This is a genomic window from Ramlibacter montanisoli, assembly GCF_013087525.1.
In the GTDB taxonomy this organism is placed as follows: domain Bacteria; phylum Pseudomonadota; class Gammaproteobacteria; order Burkholderiales; family Burkholderiaceae_C; genus Ramlibacter; species Ramlibacter montanisoli.
Genome location: NZ_JABFCS010000001.1, coordinates 1217417 through 1233485 on the forward strand (window position 1 = coordinate 1217417; position 16069 = coordinate 1233485).

The 16069-nt window shown below is 69.1% G+C and carries 11 protein-coding genes and 1 pseudogene; 6 read left to right on the forward strand and 6 right to left on the reverse strand.

Features of this window, described 5'->3' with window-relative positions; all coding sequences use genetic code 11:
* Nucleotides 1-259 precede the first annotated feature (259 nt).
* The 4 genes from HK415_RS06280 to HK415_RS06295 all read left to right on the forward strand — a co-directional run bounded on the left by HK415_RS06280 (nucleotide 260) and on the right by HK415_RS06295 (nucleotide 4536).
* Entirely contained in the window at nucleotides 260-1432 is a 1173-nt protein-coding gene (locus HK415_RS06280; RefSeq protein WP_171557420.1) for an MFS transporter, read from the forward strand.
* 153 nt (nucleotides 1433-1585) lie between these two features.
* The gene (locus HK415_RS06285) at nucleotides 1586-2524 is read left to right on the forward strand and encodes a uroporphyrinogen decarboxylase family protein (protein ID WP_216369745.1); all 939 of its coding nucleotides are present in this window, start codon (nucleotides 1586-1588) and stop codon (nucleotides 2522-2524) included.
* A gap of 39 nt (nucleotides 2525-2563) precedes the next feature.
* A complete protein-coding gene (locus HK415_RS06290; protein WP_171557421.1) occupies nucleotides 2564-3415 on the forward strand; it encodes an N-formylglutamate amidohydrolase in 852 nt (283 codons plus the stop codon).
* Nucleotides 3415-4536: an NAD(P)/FAD-dependent oxidoreductase gene (locus HK415_RS06295; protein WP_171557422.1), complete on the forward strand. Its 1122-nt coding sequence runs from the start codon at nucleotides 3415-3417 to the stop codon at nucleotides 4534-4536. Before HK415_RS06290 ends, HK415_RS06295 begins: the two co-directional genes overlap by 1 nt.
* Here the strand turns inward: HK415_RS06295 and HK415_RS06300 are convergent.
* Complete coding sequence (locus HK415_RS06300) at nucleotides 4496-5560, reverse strand: quinone-dependent dihydroorotate dehydrogenase (RefSeq protein WP_171557423.1); 1065 nt, start codon at nucleotides 5558-5560, stop codon at nucleotides 4496-4498. The two genes, HK415_RS06295 and HK415_RS06300, sit on opposite strands and share 41 nt — an antisense overlap.
* Before the next feature lie 41 nt (nucleotides 5561-5601).
* Between HK415_RS06300 and rpiA the strand changes: the two genes are divergently transcribed.
* Nucleotides 5602-6273, forward strand: coding sequence for a ribose-5-phosphate isomerase RpiA (gene rpiA, locus HK415_RS06305; RefSeq protein ID WP_171557425.1), 672 nt, complete (start codon nucleotides 5602-5604; stop codon nucleotides 6271-6273).
* Between the two features lie 4 nt (nucleotides 6274-6277).
* On the opposite strand, the gene HK415_RS06310 is transcribed toward rpiA, so the two are convergent.
* The 5 genes and pseudogenes from HK415_RS06310 to HK415_RS06330 all read right to left on the reverse strand — a co-directional run bounded on the left by HK415_RS06310 (nucleotide 6278) and on the right by HK415_RS06330 (nucleotide 13134).
* On the reverse strand, nucleotides 6278-6946 hold the full coding sequence (locus tag HK415_RS06310; RefSeq protein WP_171557427.1) for a glutaredoxin domain-containing protein: 669 nt from the start codon (nucleotides 6944-6946) through the stop codon (nucleotides 6278-6280).
* A gap of 36 nt (nucleotides 6947-6982) precedes the next feature.
* Nucleotides 6983-9002, reverse strand: a pseudogene (locus tag HK415_RS06315) (M3 family metallopeptidase).
* Nucleotides 9003-9072: 70 nt separating this feature from the next.
* On the reverse strand, nucleotides 9073-9924 hold the full coding sequence (locus HK415_RS06320) for a bifunctional methylenetetrahydrofolate dehydrogenase/methenyltetrahydrofolate cyclohydrolase (protein WP_171557429.1): 852 nt from the start codon (nucleotides 9922-9924) through the stop codon (nucleotides 9073-9075).
* 58 nt (nucleotides 9925-9982) lie between these two features.
* Nucleotides 9983-10609, reverse strand: a complete 627-nt coding sequence (locus HK415_RS06325; protein WP_171557431.1) for a response regulator transcription factor — start codon at nucleotides 10607-10609, stop codon at nucleotides 9983-9985.
* Nucleotides 10606-13134, reverse strand: a complete 2529-nt coding sequence (locus HK415_RS06330; RefSeq protein ID WP_309246809.1) for a PAS domain-containing sensor histidine kinase — start codon at nucleotides 13132-13134, stop codon at nucleotides 10606-10608. Before HK415_RS06330 ends, HK415_RS06325 begins: the two co-directional genes overlap by 4 nt.
* A 205-nt stretch (nucleotides 13135-13339) precedes the next feature.
* Here HK415_RS06330 and aceE point away from each other — a divergent pair, with 205 nt between their 5' ends.
* Entirely contained in the window at nucleotides 13340-16045 is a 2706-nt protein-coding gene (gene aceE / locus HK415_RS06335) for a pyruvate dehydrogenase (acetyl-transferring), homodimeric type (protein WP_171557436.1), read from the forward strand.
* Nucleotides 16046-16069 lie beyond the last annotated feature (24 nt).

A 16069-nucleotide genomic window follows, 5' to 3' on the forward strand; every position in this document is an offset into this window, starting at 1 on the left:
GCAACGGTCGCCTCCGGCACGGTGGCATGCCGGTTCTTGTAGGCCAGCGGCACCAGCGCGCCCGCGGCCACGAGGGCGGCGAGCAGCACGGCGAGGCCGAGTCTTCTTTTCTTGGCTTGGGTGGCAGCGGGCATGTGTACGTGTCCTTGCGGGCTCACTCTACCCACGCATCCCCTGCGCCACGGGTGGAAAGGGACGAAGCTTGTGTAGTCCGCAGGCGATGCCCCGCGCGCGGTGGCGTTAACATCGACGGCTTCCCATGCGCGGGCGCGGTCCCGTCCTTCACATTCCTGCTTCCGCTTCACCCCTGCGGCTGATCCTGCTGCTGGCCATCGGCCATGCCAGCTTCGGCGGCGCGCGACTCGCCATCTCGCTGCAGGCTCTGCACCTGCAAGCCTCTGCGCTGACCGTCGGCCTCCTGATGAGCCTGCTGATGCTGGTGCCGACCTTCGTGGCCGTGCACGTGGGGCGCTGGGTCGACCGCGCCGGCTACGTGCGGCCCACGGTGCTGGCCCTCTGCGGGCTGGTGGCCGGCGAGCTCGCGGCGGCCCTGCTGCCCTCGCTGCCGGGCCTGGCCGTGGCCAGCGTGGTCGTGGGCAGTTCCTTCATGCTGGGGCACGTGGCCGTGAACAACGCCATCGGCCACATCGCCGGCGCGGCGGGCCGCACGCGTGCTTTCGGCTTCATGGCCGTCGGCTTCTCGCTCTCGGCGCTGGCGGGACCGATGCTGGCCGGCGCGGCGATCGACTGGGTCGGCTACCGCTGGGCGTTCCTGCTGCTGGCACTGCTGCCGGTGCTCGCGGGGGTGCTGCTGTGGCGCGCGCCGGCGATGCCGCGCCGCGCCCCGGCCCCGCCGGTGCACGCGCGCGGCGTCACCGACCTGTTGCGGCTGCCGCCCCTGCGCGCCGTGCTGGTGGTCAGCGCGATGATCTCGGCCGGCTGGGACCTGTTCACCTTCCTGGTCCCGCTGCATGGTGCCCGCAGCGGCCTGTCCGCCACCGCCATCGGCCTGGTCGCGGGGGCCTTCGGCGTGGGCAGCGCGTCCGTACGGGTGGCGCTGCCGTGGATCGCCCGCCGCGTGCCGGAGTGGAAGCTGCTGGGTTCGGCGCTGGCGCTGTCGGGCCTGGGCTACTTCGTATTCCCCTTCTGCGTGACGGTCGGCACGATGCTGCCGCTGGCGCTCGCGCTGGGTATCGTGCTCGGATGCGGCCAGCCGGTCGTCATGAGCCTGCTGCACGTGACGGCGCCGCCCGAGCGCACCGGCGAGGCCGTGGGCCTGCGCGCGGCGATCACCAGCCTGGGGCAGACGGTGCTGCCGCTGGCGTTCGGGGCCTTCGGCACGGCACTGGGCATGCTGCCGATGTTCTGGGCGGCAGCGGCCCTGCTCGGTGTCGGCGGCGGCTACGCGGCCCGGCGCGAACGCGTCCACTAGCCGCAACCCCATTGCGCGGGCGCAGGTGCTGTGCCAGATTGCCGGCTCCACCCGAGGAGACTGCATGCTGTTCCCCACCACCATCGTCGGCAGCTACCCGCAGCCCGAATGGCTGATCGACCGCGCCAAGCTGGCCGGCCGCTTCCCCCACGCGTGCGCGCACGGGAACTGTGGCGGCTGCCCGAGCCTTACCTGTCGCAGGCGCAGGACGACGCCACGCTGCTGGCGATCCGCGCGCAGGAGGACGCGGGGCTGGACATCGTCTCCGACGGCGAGATCCGCCGCGAGAGCTACTCCAACCGCTTCGCCACCGCGCTCGAGGGCGTGGACCTCGACAACCCCGGCACGGCGCTGGACCGCTCCGGCCACCCGAACCCGGTGCCCCGCATCACCGGGCGCATCCGCCGCATGCGGCCGGTGGAAGTCGACGACCTGAAGTTCCTCAAGGCCCACACGAAGCGCATGACCAAGATCACCGTGCCGGGCCCATTCACCATGCTGCAGCAGGCGCAGAACGATTTCTACAAGAGCGAGGAAGAGGCGGCCATGGACTATGCCGCTGCCGTCAACGCGGAGATCCAGGACCTGTTCGCCGCCGGCGCCGACGTGGTGCAGGTGGACGAGCCCTACATGCAGGCGCGGCCCGAGAAGGCGCGCCAGTACGGGCTGCAGGCGCTCAACCGCGCGCTGGAGGGCGTGCAGGGCACGACCTGCGTGCACATCTGCTTCGGCTACGCCGCGGTCATCCACGCACGGCCCAGCGGCTACTCCTTCCTGCCGGAGCTGGCCGGCTGCAAGTGCCGGCAGGTGTCGATCGAGACCGCGCAGTCGAACCTCGACACGCGCGTGCTGCGCGAGCTGGGCGGCAAGCAGGTGCTGGTGGGCTGCCTGGACCTCAACGACATGCAGGTGGAAACGCCGCAGGTGGTGGCCGACCGCATCCGCCGCGCGCTGGAGCACGTGAAGCCCGAGCAGGTGATCCTGGCACCCGACTGCGGCATGAAGTACCTGCCGCGCGAGGTGGCCCAGGGCAAGCTGGAGGCCATGGTGCAGGCGGCCAAGCAGCTGCGGCAGGAACACGCAGCAGCCTGAGGAAGCGGCGGGGCTTCGTTTCTCGGGGAGAATGCGGGCATGCAAACGCTCGTCCGCATCATTCCGGGCAGCGCGCCCCTGGTGCTCGATTCGCCGCACAGCGGCGTGGACTATCCCGAGGATTTCCGCCCCGCCTGCGAGCTCGACGTGCTGCGGCGCGCCGAGGACACCCACGTCGAGAAGCTCTACGACTTCGCCCCAGCGCTGGGGGTCGCCTGGATCGAGGCCCTGTTCCCGCGCAGCTACCTGGACGCCAACCGCAACCTCACCGAGCTGGACGTCACGCTGCTCGAAGACGAGTGGACCGACCCGCTGGAGACCGATCCGGTGGTGCTGTCGAAGGTGCGCCTGGGCAAGGGCCTGGTCTGGCGCTGCACCGACGAAGGCATCCCGATCTACGACCGCAAGCTCACCGCCGACGAAGTGCGCTGGCGCATCGAACGCTGCTGGCGTCCCTACCACGAGGCGGTGGCCGCAGCGATTGCGAACGCGCAGGCGCGCCACGGCTACAGCATCCACCTGAACTGCCACTCGATGCCGGCGGTGGCCGCCGCCAACGCCACGGAGTTCCCCGGCCTGGTGCACGCCGACTTCGTGATCGGCGACCGCGACGGCAGCACCGCCTCGCCGGCGTTGTCGCGCATGGTCTGCGAGTTCCTGCGCGGCTTCGGCTACGACGTCGAATACAACCACCCCTACAAGGGCGTGGAGCTGGTGCGCCGCTACGGCGATCCGGCCGGCAACCGGCACAGCATCCAGGTCGAACTCAATCGCAAGCTGTACATGGACGAGGCCACGCTGCAGCCGCACGCAGGCTTCGAGCAGCTGCGCGGCCACCTGCGCCTGCTGGTGCAGCGGCTGCTGGAAACGGATCCGCGAAAGCTCGCCTGATGGAGCGCGTGCAGGCGGTGGTGATCGGCGCCGGCGTCGTCGGCCTCGCGGTTGGGCGGGCGCTCGCGCAGGCCGGGCAGGAGACCATCGTCGCCGAGGCGCAGGCCGGCATCGGGCAGGGCGTGAGCTCGCGCAACAGCGAGGTGATCCACGCCGGCCTGTACTACGCGCCCGGCTCGCTCAAGGCGCGCCTGTGCGTGCGCGGCAAGGACCTGCTGTATGCGCTGTGCGCCTCGCACGGCGTGGACCACAGGCGCTGCGGCAAGCTGACGGTCGCCAACAGCGAGGACGAGGTGCAGGCCCTGCGCGGGCTGCAGGACCGCGCCGCGGCCAACGGCGTGCCGGCGGAGTTCCTGGACGCGGCGGCCGCGAAGGCGATGGAACCGGCGCTGCGCTGCATCGCCGCCCTGCTGTCACCGACGACGGGCATCGTCGACAGCCACGGGCTGATGCTGGCGCTGCAGGGCGACCTGGAACGGGCCGGCGGGATGGTGGCGCTGGGCACGCAGGCGGTGTCGGCCAGCTTGTCGCCGCGTCCGGGCGAACCCCACGTGCTGCGTTTCGCCGACGGCACGGAGCTCGCCTGCGAGGTGCTGGTGAACGCGGCTTCGCTGCACGCCTGCGGGCTGGCACGGAATTTCGAAGGGCTGGACGCGCGCTTCGTGCCGCGCGAGTGGTTCGCCAAGGGCAACTACTACGCGCTGTCCGGCCGCGCGCCGTTCTCGCACCTGGTCTACCCGGCGCCCTCCGATGCGCACCTGGGCACGCACCTCACGCTGGACCTGGGCGGGCAGGCCAAGTTCGGTCCCGACATCGAGTGGCTGGACGTGAACTCGCCCGAGGAGATCGACTACCGCGTGGACCCGGCGCGTGCCGATGGCTTCTATGCCGAGGTGCGCCGCTACTGGCCCGAACTGCCGGACGGCGCGCTGTCCCCGAGCTACAGCGGCGTGCGGCCCAAGATCCATGGCCCGCACGAGAAGGCGCCCGACTTCCGCATCGACGGGCCCGCGCTGCACGGCGTGCCGGGCCTGCTGAACCTGTTCGGCGTGGAGTCGCCCGGGCTCACCAGCGCGCTGGCTATCGCGGAGCTCGCCCCCGGAATGCTGATTCGCTCCTGAGGGCGCGGGCGACCTCGTCCACCAGCCCCGGGCCCTTGTAGATCAGGCCGGTGTAGATCTGCACCACGTCGGCGCCGGCCTGCAGCTTGGACAGCGCGTCGGCGCCGCTCATCACGCCGCCCACGCCGATGATGGGAAAGCCGGCACCGAGCGCGGTGCGCAGCTGCGCGATCACCCGGTTGCTGGCCTCCAGCAGCGGCCCGCCGCTCAGGCCGCCCACTTCCTCAGCGTGCGCCAGGCCCTTCACCCGGTCGCGCGCGATCGTGGTGTTGGTGGCGACCACGCCGTCCATGCCGTGGCGGCGCAGGGTCGCCGCGATCACTTCCACCTGCGCCTGGTCGAGGTCGGGCGCGATCTTCACGAACAGCGGCACGCGCCGGCCGTGGCGCGCGGCCAGTTCGCCGCGCCGTGCCGCGATCGCCGAGAGCAGGGCGTCCAGCGCCGCGTCGCCCTGCAGCTCCCGCAGGTTCTTGGTGTTCGGGCTGGAGATGTTCACCGTCACGTAGTCGGCGTGCGGGTACACCCCTTCCAGGCAGGCGAGGTAGTCCGAGGTCGCCTGCTCGATCGGCGTGGCCGCGTTCTTGCCGATGTTCAGTCCCAGCAGGCGCCCCTGCCGGCGGAAGCGGGAGCGCTGCACGTTGGCGATGAAGGCGTCCAGCCCGTCGTTGTTGAAGCCCAGCCGGTTGATCAGCGCGTTGGCTTCCGGCAGCCGGAACATGCGCGGGCGCGGGTTGCCCGGCTGCGGCTTCGGCGTGACGGTGCCGACCTCGACGAAGCCGAAGCCCATGCCGCCCAGCCCGTCGATGCAGCGCGCGTTCTTGTCCAGCCCGGCGGCCAGGCCGACCCGGTTGGGGAACTGCAGCCCGGCCAGCGCGATCGGGTCCGGCACGAAGGCATTGCGGTAGGCCCACTGCAGGGGCGTGCCCTGCACGCGGGCCAGCGACCCGAGCGTCAGCTCGTGCGCCGTCTCGGGGTCGAGGCCGAACAGGAAAGGGCGGGCCAGGCCGTAGGGGAGGAGGGACATCCGATAATTCCGGCTTCGATTCGTAAACCGGGGATTGTCGCGTGACGCAGGATGAACTCAAGACGCTGGTGGGCCAGGCCGCACTGAAATACGTGGTGCCGGGTGAAATCGTGGGGGTCGGCACCGGCTCCACGGTCAACAAGTTCATCGAGGCGCTGGCCGGCATGAAGGACCGCGTGCCGGGCGCCGTCTCCAGCTCCAACGCCTCCACCGAGCGGCTGCGCGCCATCGGCATCCGCGTGTTCGACGCCAACGAGGTGGGCGAGCTGGCGGTCTACATCGACGGCGCCGACGAGATCGACGGCCGCGGCCACATGGTCAAGGGCGGGGGCGCGGCGCTGACGCGCGAGAAGATCGTGGCCGCGCAGTCGCGCCGCTTCGTCTGCATCGCCGACGATTCCAAGCGGGTCGAGGTGCTGGGGCGCTTTCCGCTTCCGGTGGAAGTGATCCCCATGGCCACGCAGCGCATCGTGCGCCAGTTCGCGAAGATGGGCGGCACCGCGAAGGTCCGCCTGAAGGACGGCCAGCCGCTGGTGACCGACAACGGCCAGCACATCCTCGACGTGACCGGACTGCAGATCCGCGAGCCGCTGGCCTTCGAGAGCGACGTGAACCAGTGGCCGGGCGTGGTGACGGTGGGCGTGTTCGCCCACCAGAAGGCCCAGGTCTGTCTGCTCGCCACCGCAGGCGGCGTGCAGACGCTGGAGTTCTAGGCCGTCAGAAGCGGATGCCGGCGGGGTTCTGCGGGCCCGGGTCGCTGGGCGCCGTCTCGGCAGGCTGCGGTGCCTGGGCCGCCGGCGCCCGCGCGGCGGCAGTGCCCGCGGCCGCCGGGCCGTTGGCCGGACGCGGCTGCTGCACGGCCACCAGCGGGCTCGGGTCGGGGTTGCGGTAGCTCGGAGGCAGTTGCGAGGTCTTCGGGTAACCCGCGGCGTCCAGGTACTGGCCCCATTCGGCGTCCGAGAAACCGCGGATGTGCTGGCCGCCGATGGTGGCGAAGGGCATGCTGGTGCCGCCGGACAGGCGCTGGAAGGCCTGCACGTCGTCCTGCGTGATGATGGTCCGCTCGGTGAAGGGCACGCCGCGCGACAGCAGGAAGCTGCGCGCCGAGAGGCAGGGGTTGCAGTCCGCGCCCGTGTACAGCGTGACCGGGAAGCGCTGGGCGGCCGCGCGCACTTCGGCGGGCAGGCTGGCCGTGCCCGTGCCGGCGCTGCGCGTGATCGGCACCGTCTGCGCCGGCACCGCGCGGGCGTCCACCGGGGGCCGGTCGGAGAAGGTCACCTTTCCATCGGGGCCGACGATGCGGTACACCTGTGCGTTGGCCACGACGCCCCACAAGCCGGCGCAGGCGACGAACGCGGCCAGCGCCGCGGTACGGACTGATGACATGCTCTGATCCCCCAATCTGATCTCGGTCTGATTGTGTCAGGCCATTCCCTGGTGGCGCAACAAGGCGTCCAGCGTCGGCTCCCGGCCCCGGAAGGCCTTGAAGGACTCGATCGCAGGGCGGCTGCCCCACACCTCCAGGATGGCCTGGCGGTACTTCCGGCCGGTCTGCACGCTCGGCATCCCGTCCTGCCCCGCCGTTTCCTCGAATGCGGCGTAGGCGTCGGCGCTCAGCACCTCGGCCCACTTGTAACTGTAATAGCCGGCGGCATAACCGCCCGCGAAGATGTGACTGAAGGTATGCGCCATGCGGTTGAAGGCGGGCGGGTGTAGCACGGAAACCTCATCGCGGACCTGCTGCAACAGGGGCATGAAGTCCGCCGCCGGATCGTGTTCGGAATGCAACAGCATGTCGAACAGGGCGAACTCGATCTGGCGCAGGGTGGCCAGGCCGCTCTGGAAGTTCTTGGCGGCCAGCATCTTGTCGAACAGTTTCCGGGGCAGCGGCTCGCCTGTGTCCACGTGCGCCGTCATGTGCTTCAGCACGCCCCATTCCCAGCAGAAGTTCTCCATGAACTGGCTGGGGAGTTCGACCGCGTCCCACTCCACGCCGCTGATGCCCGACACGTCGCGCTCGTTCACGCGCGTGAGCATGTGGTGCAGGCCGTGGCCGGACTCGTGGAACAGGGTGATCACGTCGTCGTGGGTGAGCAGCGGCGGCTTGCCGTCCACGCCCTCGGCGAAGTTGCACACCAGGTGCGCAATCGGTGTCTGCAGCCGGCCGTCGTCCGGGCGCAGCCAGCGCGCGCACGTCGTCCATCCAGGCGCCGCCGCGCTTGCCCGTGCGCGCCGAAGGATCAAGGTAGAACTGGCCGACCAGCTCGCCGGCGCGCTCGATGCGGTAGAACTCCACGCAGGGGTTCCAGGCCGGCGCGTAGTCCTTGCGGATCTCCACCTCGAACAGGGTCTCGACGATCTTGAACAGGCCGGCCAGCGCCTTGGGCGCCGTGAAGTACTGCTTGACCTCCTGCTCGCTGAAGGAATAGCGCGCTTCCTTCAGCTTCTCGGCGATGTACGACCAGTCCCAGGCCTGCGGGTCGGCGATGCCGAGTTCGTCGGCCGCGAAGCTGCGCATGTCCTGCACGTCCTTCAGTGCGTAGGGCCGCGCGCGGTGCGCCAGGTCGCGCAGGAACTGGATCACCTGCTTGGGCGATTCCGCCATCTTGGGCACCACCGAGACCTCGGCGAAGTTCGCATAGCCCAGGAGCTTGGCTTCTTCCTGGCGAAGCGCGAGGATCTCCCGGATCAGGCCGGTGTTGTCGAACTTCGGATCGCCTTGGTCGCTGGCGCGCGTGACGTAGGCGCGGTAGAGGCGCTCGCGCAGCGTGCGGTTGTGGCCGAACTGCATGACGGGCAGGTAGCTCGGCATCTTGAGCGTGAGCTTGTAGCCGGCCTTGCCCTCCGCTTCGGCGGCGGCGCGGGCCGCATGCACGACGTCGGGCGGAACGCCATCGAGTTCAGGCTCGGTGGCGTAGTAGGAGAAGGCATCGGTCGCGTCGAGCGCGTGCTCGCTGAACTTCTGGCTGAGCTCCGCCTGCCGTTCCTGGATCTGCGCGAAGCGCTCCTTGGCCGCGCCCTGCAGTTCGGCGCCGGACAGCGTGAAGTTGCGCAGCGCGTTCTTGTGCGCCTGGCGTTGCTCCGGAGCCAGCCCGGACGGATCCACGGCCTTGTACTTGGCGTACAGCCTCTCGTCGGAGCCCAGGCGGGTCCAGAAGTCGGTGACCCGCGGCAGCGCCTCGTTGTAGGCCGCGCGCAGCTCGGGCGTGTCGGCCACCGCATTCAGGTGCCCGACCATGCCCCAGGAACGGCTGAGGCGCTCGGTGGCCACGTCCAGCACCCGGGCCATCGCATTCCAGTCCGCGGGGAAGTCGGCTTGCGTGACCTTCACCAGCGCCTGGTCGGCCTGTGCCAGCAGTTCGTCCATTGCCGGCGCCACGTGCTCCGGGCGCACCTGGTCGAAGAGGGGGAGGTCCTTGAATTCGAGGAGGGGGTTGCTCATGCCGCCCATTTTGGGGCAGGCGGCAAGCCATCAACACCCGCGGGGCCGATGGCATTCCCTATCGGCGCGATCAGGCCGACGTGCGTTCGGCCGCTTCGATGGTGTTGACCAGCAGCATGGCGCGGGTCATGGGGCCGACGCCGCCGGGCACCGGGGTGATCCAGCCCGCGACTTCCTTCACGCCCTCGAAGTCCACGTCGCCGCAGAGCTTGCCTTCGTCGTTGCGGTTCATGCCCACGTCGATGACCACCGCGCCGGGCTTGACCATGTCGCGCGTCAGCACGTTGCGCCGGCCGACGGCGGCCACCACCACGTCGGCCTGCAGCGTCATGGCCTTCAGGTCCATCGTGCGGCTGTGGCAGATCGTCACGGTGGCGTCGCGTCCCAGCAGCATCAGGGCCATGGGCTTGCCGACGATGTTGCTGCGGCCGATCACCACGGCGTGCTTGCCCTTGAGGTCGTAGCCGATGGAGTCGAGCATCTTCAGGCAGCCGTAGGGCGTGCAGGGCCAGAACCCGGGCTGGCCCACCATCAGCGCGCCGGCGCTGGCGACGTGGAAGCCGTCGACGTCCTTGGCCGGCGAGATGGTCTCGATCACCTTGTGGGTGTCCATGTGCTTCGGCAAGGGCAGCTGCACCAGGATGCCGTGCACGCCCTTGTCCTCGTTCAGGGCGCGGATGCGGGCGAGCAGCTCGCCCTCCTGCATCGCGGCGGGATAGCGCTCCAGCGTGGCCTTCAGGCCGGTCTGCTCGCTGTCGGCGACCTTGTGCTTCACGTACACCTGGCTGGCGGGGTCCTCGCCGACCAGGATCACGGCCAGGTGGGGCTGGATGCCACGGGCACGGAGGGCTTCGGTGCGGCCGGCGACTTCGGCGCGCACGCGCTTGGCAAGGGCGTTGCCGTCGATGAGGGATGCGGTCATGGGAGCGAGGGAGGAAAAACGCGCCCGGGCGGGCGCGTCGATGCGGGAGGGATGGGGTTCAGGCTTTCGGAGGCTGTTGCCCCAGCGCGATCTTCAGCAGGTCGGCCACCGTGTTGGCGTTCAGCTTTTCCATGATGTTGGCGCGGTGCGCCTCCACGGTCTTGATGCTGATGCCCAGGTCGTCGGCGATCTGCTTGTTCAGGCGCCCGGCCACGATGCGTTCCAGCACCTGGGCCTCGCGCGAGGTCAGCTTGGACAGCAGGGCGTCGCGGCTGGCGGCGCTCTGGAATTCGGCGAAGGTGTCCTTGGCGCGTTCGAGCATGCGCTCCACCAGGCTCACCAGCTCGTCTTCCTTGAAGGGCTTCTGGATGAAGTCCATCGCGCCCTTCTTCATGGTGTTCACCGCCATGGGCACGTCGCCGTGGCCGGTGATGAAGACCACGGGCAGCGGCGACTTGCGCTCCACCAGCCGGTCCTGCAGCTCCAGGCCCGTCATGCCGCCCATGCGGATGTCCACGATCAGGCAGGCGACCTCGCGCGGGTCGTAGCGCGCGAGGAAGGATTCGGCGGAGTCGAAGCAGCGGACACGGTAGTCCTTGCCCTCGAGCAGCCACTGGAGGGAATCGCGCACCGCTTCATCGTCGTCGACGACGTAGACGGTACCCTTCTTGGGAATCAAACTCATGCTGTTGTCACCCCGGCGTCCTTGCCCACTATCGGACTTGTAGCACCGGACACCGGTATCCAGAAGGAAAACCGGCAACCGGAGACTTCACTGCCATTGTAGATGTTCTCGGCCTGCATCCGGCCGTGGTGCGACTCCACGATTGAGCGGCACAGGTTCAGGCCGATGCCCATGCCTTCGGCCTTGGTGGAGAAGAAGGCTTCGTAAAGACGGTCCATCACTTCCGGCGCCAGGCCCTGGCCCGAATCGAGCACCGAGAACTCCACCACCGGCTGTTCGTCCACCGCCTTGGGCACCACGCGCAGTTCCACGCTGCGCCGGCCCGGCGGGCGGGCGGCCGATTCGATGGCCTCGGCGGCGTTGCGCAAGAGGTTCACCAGCACCTGCTCGATCAGGATCGGGTCCACCATCAGCTGCGGCAGGCGCGCGGCGACATAGTGCGACATGCGCACGTTGCGCCGGCGCAGCTCGATGTCGGCCAGTTCCAGCGCCTCGCTGACCATCACGCTCACGTCGGAGGGCGTGCGGTTCGGCTCGCTGCGCTTCACGAAGGTGCGGATGCGCTGGATGATCTGGCCGGCGCGCTGGGCCTGGCGGGCCGTCTTGTCCAGGGCCGCCAGCACGTCGTCGTCGCTGATCTGCCTGCCGCGGATGCGCGACATGAGGCCGTTGCAGTAGTTGCTGATCGCCGTCAGCGGCTGGTTCAGTTCGTGCGCCACGCTGGAAGCCATCTCGCCCATGGTGATCAGGCGGCTGGCGGACTGCGCGCGTTCGGCCTGGGCGGCGGCCTGTTCCTCCGCGTTGCGGCGCGAGGTGATGTCGGTGGCGATCACCATCTGCGCCAGGCGCCCGTCCACCCAGTTCAGGTAGCGCGAACGCACTTCCAGCCACTTGCCCAGTTCGGGCACGAAGATCTCGGCGTTCTCGGAGGTGCCGGTCGTCAGCGGATCGGTCGGCAGGCCGACGAAGGAATCGACTTCGTCGAGGTGTTCGTCGTTCGTCCGCGGTGCTTCCGTCATGCCCGCCTGCGCCACCATCCCGAGGTGGCCGCCGGCACGGCCGCCGAACCACAGGCGGTACAGCTTGTTGGCGAACAGCAGTTCCTCGCTGCCCAGGGGCGCCACCGACACCGAGGCGTCCAGCGCTTCCAGCACGGTGGTGAAACGCTCGTGCGAGGCCTGCAGCTGCTCGCGGATGCGCGTGGGCTCGGTGATGTCGGTCATCGACGTCATCCAGCCGGTCTGGTGGCCCTTGGCATCCACCAGCGGGGACACGTACAGGCGCGCGTCGAACAGGCTGCCGTCCTTGCGCTTGACGCGCACCTGGAAGCCGCCCTGGATGGTGCGGCCCTTGAGCTCGTCGTCCAGGCGCGCGGCCAGCAGCTCGCGGTCTTCTTCCGGCCAGTAGGGGAAGGGCGGCGTGCGGCCCACCAGTTCCGCTTCGCTCCAGCCCGTCATCTGGCAGAAGGCGGCGTTCACGTAGGTGATGCGGCCGTGCATGTCCAGCGCCCGCATGCCGGTGAGCATGGAGTTCTCCATGGCGCGGCGGAAGTTGGTCTCGGCCATCAGCGCCTGCTGCGCCTGCATGCGCCGGCGCGTGTGGCGCCAGTTGGCGATCAGCATCCAGGCGGTCATCGCCGAGAGCGCGCCCACCAGCCAGAACAGGCCGCTGCCGATCACGCCCAGGCCGGTGCGATAGGCCTGCGCGCGGATGATCAGGCCGTTGCCCACGGGCGAGACCGGCACTTCGTATTCGTTCGGCTGGGCCGCCCAGGGCAGGAACTGCGTGGCGGGATTGCGCGGCGGCACCGAGGTGCCGGCCAGCACGCGCGCCTTGCCATCGAGCAGGGCCACCGCGTATTTCGCCGAGACCTCCGCCGGCACGCCGTAGCGCAGCAGGCCGTCGATGGAGTACTCGCCCAGGATGATGCCGCCGAACTTGCCTTGTTCCGCCAGCGGCACGTGCAGCTGCAGCAGGCCCGAGCTGTCGGGCCCGGCGACCGGCTGCGAGTACACCGGCTGCTGCAGGTCGCGCGCCAGGCTGTACATGGTCTCGGTCTCGCCGGGGCGCAGCACCTCGCCCTTGATGCGCACCTGCGGCACGGCGATGCTCGGGGCCGCGTAGCTGGCGGTGACGCGCCGACGCTCGTCGATCCACGTGAGCATCAGCAGTTCGGGGTACTGCGCGATCATCGATTCGGCGCGCCCCACGAACTCCTCGGCGTCCACCTCCTTGTTGGAGATGTCGCGCGCAATGCGCATCAGCTGTTCCTGCCGCTCCAGCAGGCGCAGGCGCATGCGCTGCTGCGCATATTCGACGTCGCGGCGCACCGCTTCCTGCTCGCGGTCCATCTCCTCCAGCCGCAGGTACCAGAAGGCGGACACGATGGCGGCGAGGAACAGCAGCACGGCCGCCAGCGGCGCGAGCATCGCGTAGCGGTCCTGGCGCGTGGGCGTCTGGCGGCGCCACCAGTGCCGCCACCAGTCCGGGATCGGGCCTTCGGGGGGAGCTCCGAAGCGGGGGATTCATGCATGAGTCGGGTAGTTTAGGCGCGCGCCGGTGCGGCGCGACCTCGTGTGAGCAACGTTCTGGGCCAAGGTGCCGTGCACAGCAGTTCGCATTATGAAACCAGTAAGCACCATTTGAAATCTGCGAATGTTTATGAGACACTCCCCGCCTCGCACGGGCAGCCCGTACTAAATTCACTCGCACGCTACCAGGAGACAACAAATGTCCGCACAGCCCGACCACCTGTTCGGCTCGGCCGCCAACGACGCAGACGCGCAGGAGACGCGGGAATGGGTGGAGGCCCTGGCGGCCGTCATCGCCACCGAGGGCCGCGACCGCGGGCATTTCCTGATCGAGCAGCTGCTCGAGGAGGCGCGGCAGCAGGGCATCGACCTGCCGTTCTCCGCCACCACCGGTTACGTGAACACGATCGAGCCGCAGGACGAGGAGCGCTGCCCGGGCAACCTCGAGATCGAGGAGCGCCTGCGCGCCTTCATGCGCTGGAACGCGATGGCCATGGTGGTCAAGGCCAACCGCCTGCACCCCGAGGACGGCGGCGACCTCGGCGGCCACATCAGCTCCTTCGCCTCGCTGGCGACCATGCTGGGCGCGGGCTTCAACCACTTCTGGCACGCCGAGAGCGAGAACCACGGCGGCGACTGCCTCTACATCCAGGGCCACAGCGCGCCCGGCATCTACGCCCGCGCCTTCCTGGAAGGCCGCATCACGGAAGAACAGCTGCTGAACTTCCGCCAGGAAGTGGACGGCAAGGGCCTGTCCAGCTATCCGCACCCGAAGCTGATGCCCGACTTCTGGCAGTTCCCCACGGTGTCCATGGGCCTGGGCCCGCTGATGGCGATCTACCAGGCGCGCTTCCTGAAGTACCTGCATGCGCGCGGCATCGCCAACACCGAGAACCGCAAGGTCTGGGCCTTCCTGGGCGACGGCGAGATGGACGAAGTGGAATCGCTGGGCGCCATCGGCGTGGCCGCGCGCGAGAAGCTGGACAACCTGGTGTTCGTCGTCAACTGCAATCTGCAGCGCCTGGACGGCCCGGTGCGCGGCAACGGCAAGATCATCCAGGAGCTGGAAGGCGAATTCCGCGGCGCCGGCTGGAACGTGATCAAGCTGGTGTGGGGCAGCTACTGGGACCCGCTGCTGGCGCGCGACAAGGATGGCGCGCTGCGCCAGATCATGATGCAGACGCTGGACGGCGACTACCAGGCGATGAAGGCCAACGACGGCGCCTTCGTGCGCAAGAACTTCTTCGGCCGCAACCCGAAGGCGTTGGAGATGGTCGCCAAGATGAGCGACGAGGACATCTGGCGCCTCAACCGCGGCGGCCACGACCCGCAGAAGGTCTATGCGGCCTTCCACCGCGCCGTGAACACCAAGGGCCAGCCGACGGTGCTCCTGATCAAGACCGTCAAGGGCTTCGGCATGGGCAAGGCCGGCGAGGGCAAGAACATCGCCCACCAGGCCAAGAAGCTGGGTGACGACGACATCCGCACCTTCCGCGACCGCTTCAACATCCCGATCCCGGACGAGAAGCTGGCCGACATCCCCTTCTACAAGCCGGAAGAGCACACCCCGGAGATGCAGTACCTGCACGCGCGCCGCAAGGCGCTGGGCGGCTACCTGCCCAAGCGCCGCGCCAAGGCCGACGAGCAGCTGAAGGTGCCGGGACTCGACGCCTTCAAGGCCGTGACCGACCCGACGGCCGAAGGCCGCGAGATCTCCACCACGCAGGCCTACGTGCGCTTCCTGACCGCGCTGCTGCGCGACAAGGAGCTCGGAGAGCGCGTGGTGCCGATCCTGGTGGACGAGGCCCGCACCTTCGGCATGGAAGGCCTGTTCCGCCAGATCGGCATCTACAACGTCGAAGGGCAGAAGTACACGCCGCAGGACCGCGACCAGGTCTCCTACTACAAGGAAGACCAGAAGGGCCAGATCCTGCAGGAAGGCATCAACGAGGCGGGTGGCATGGCCAGCTGGATCGCGGCGGCGACCAGCTACAGCACCAGCAACCGCGTGATGATCCCGTTCTTCATCTACTACTCGATGTTCGGGTTGCAGCGCGTGGGCGACCTGTGCTGGGCTGCCGGCGACATGCAGGCGCGCGGCTTCCTGCTGGGCGGGACCTCGGGCCGCACGACGCTCAACGGCGAGGGCCTGCAGCACGAGGACGGGCACAGCCACATCATCGCGCAGACCATTCCCAACTGCGTGAGCTACGACCCGACCTTCGCGCACGAAGTGGCGGTGATCATGCAGGACGGCCTGAAGCGCATGGTGGAGAAGCAGGAGAACGTCTTCTACTACATCACGCTGCTCAACGAGAACTACCCCATGCCCGGCCTGCAGCCCGGCACCGAGGAGCAGATCGTCAAGGGCATGTACCTGTGCAAGCCGGGCGGCGCCGGCAAGCTGCGCGTGCAGCTGATGGGCAGCGGCACCATCCTGCGCGAATCGCTGGCCGCGCAGGAGCTGCTGGCCAAGGACTGGGGCGTGCAGGCCGACGTGTGGAGCTGCCCGAGCTTCAACGAGCTGGCCCGCGACGGCCTCGATTGCGAACGCTGGAACCTGCTGCACCCCACGGCCACGCCGCGCGTGCCCTTCGTCGCGCAGCAGCTGGAAAAGCACGCCGGCCCCGTCGTGGCATCCACCGACTACATCAAGCAGTACGTCGACCAGATCCGCGCCTTCATTCCCAAGGGCCGGGCGTACAAGGTGCTGGGCACCGACGGCTTCGGCCGCAGCGACTTCCGCAGCAAGCTGCGCGAGCACTTCGAGGTGAACCGCCATTACGTGGTGGTGGCAGCGCTCAAGGCGCTGTCCGAGGAAGGCACCGTGCCGGTCGCGAAGGTGGCCGAAGCCATCCACAAGTACGGCATCAAGGCCGACAAGATCAACCCGCTGTACGCCTGACGGCCTGACAATCGGTCCCCAAGA

What these genes read in the sequence shown, in the direction of transcription:
- HK415_RS06280 (WP_171557420.1), top strand. Translation starts at nt 260, where the DNA reads ATGCGCGGGCGCGGTCCCGTCCTTCACATTCCTGCTTCCGCTTCACCC.
- HK415_RS06290 (WP_171557421.1), top strand. Translation starts at nt 2,564, where the DNA reads ATGCAAACGCTCGTCCGCATCATTCCGGGCAGCGCGCCCCTGGTGCTC.
- HK415_RS06295 (WP_171557422.1), top strand. Translation starts at nt 3,415, where the DNA reads ATGGAGCGCGTGCAGGCGGTGGTGATCGGCGCCGGCGTCGTCGGCCTC.
- HK415_RS06300 (WP_171557423.1), bottom strand. Translation starts at nt 5,560, where the DNA reads ATGTCCCTCCTCCCCTACGGCCTGGCCCGCCCTTTCCTGTTCGGCCTC.
- HK415_RS06310 (WP_171557427.1), bottom strand. Translation starts at nt 6,946, where the DNA reads ATGTCATCAGTCCGTACCGCGGCGCTGGCCGCGTTCGTCGCCTGCGCC.
- HK415_RS06320 (WP_171557429.1), bottom strand. Translation starts at nt 9,924, where the DNA reads ATGACCGCATCCCTCATCGACGGCAACGCCCTTGCCAAGCGCGTGCGC.
- HK415_RS06325 (WP_171557431.1), bottom strand. Translation starts at nt 10,609, where the DNA reads ATGAGTTTGATTCCCAAGAAGGGTACCGTCTACGTCGTCGACGACGAT.
- aceE (WP_171557436.1), top strand. Translation starts at nt 13,340, where the DNA reads ATGTCCGCACAGCCCGACCACCTGTTCGGCTCGGCCGCCAACGACGCA.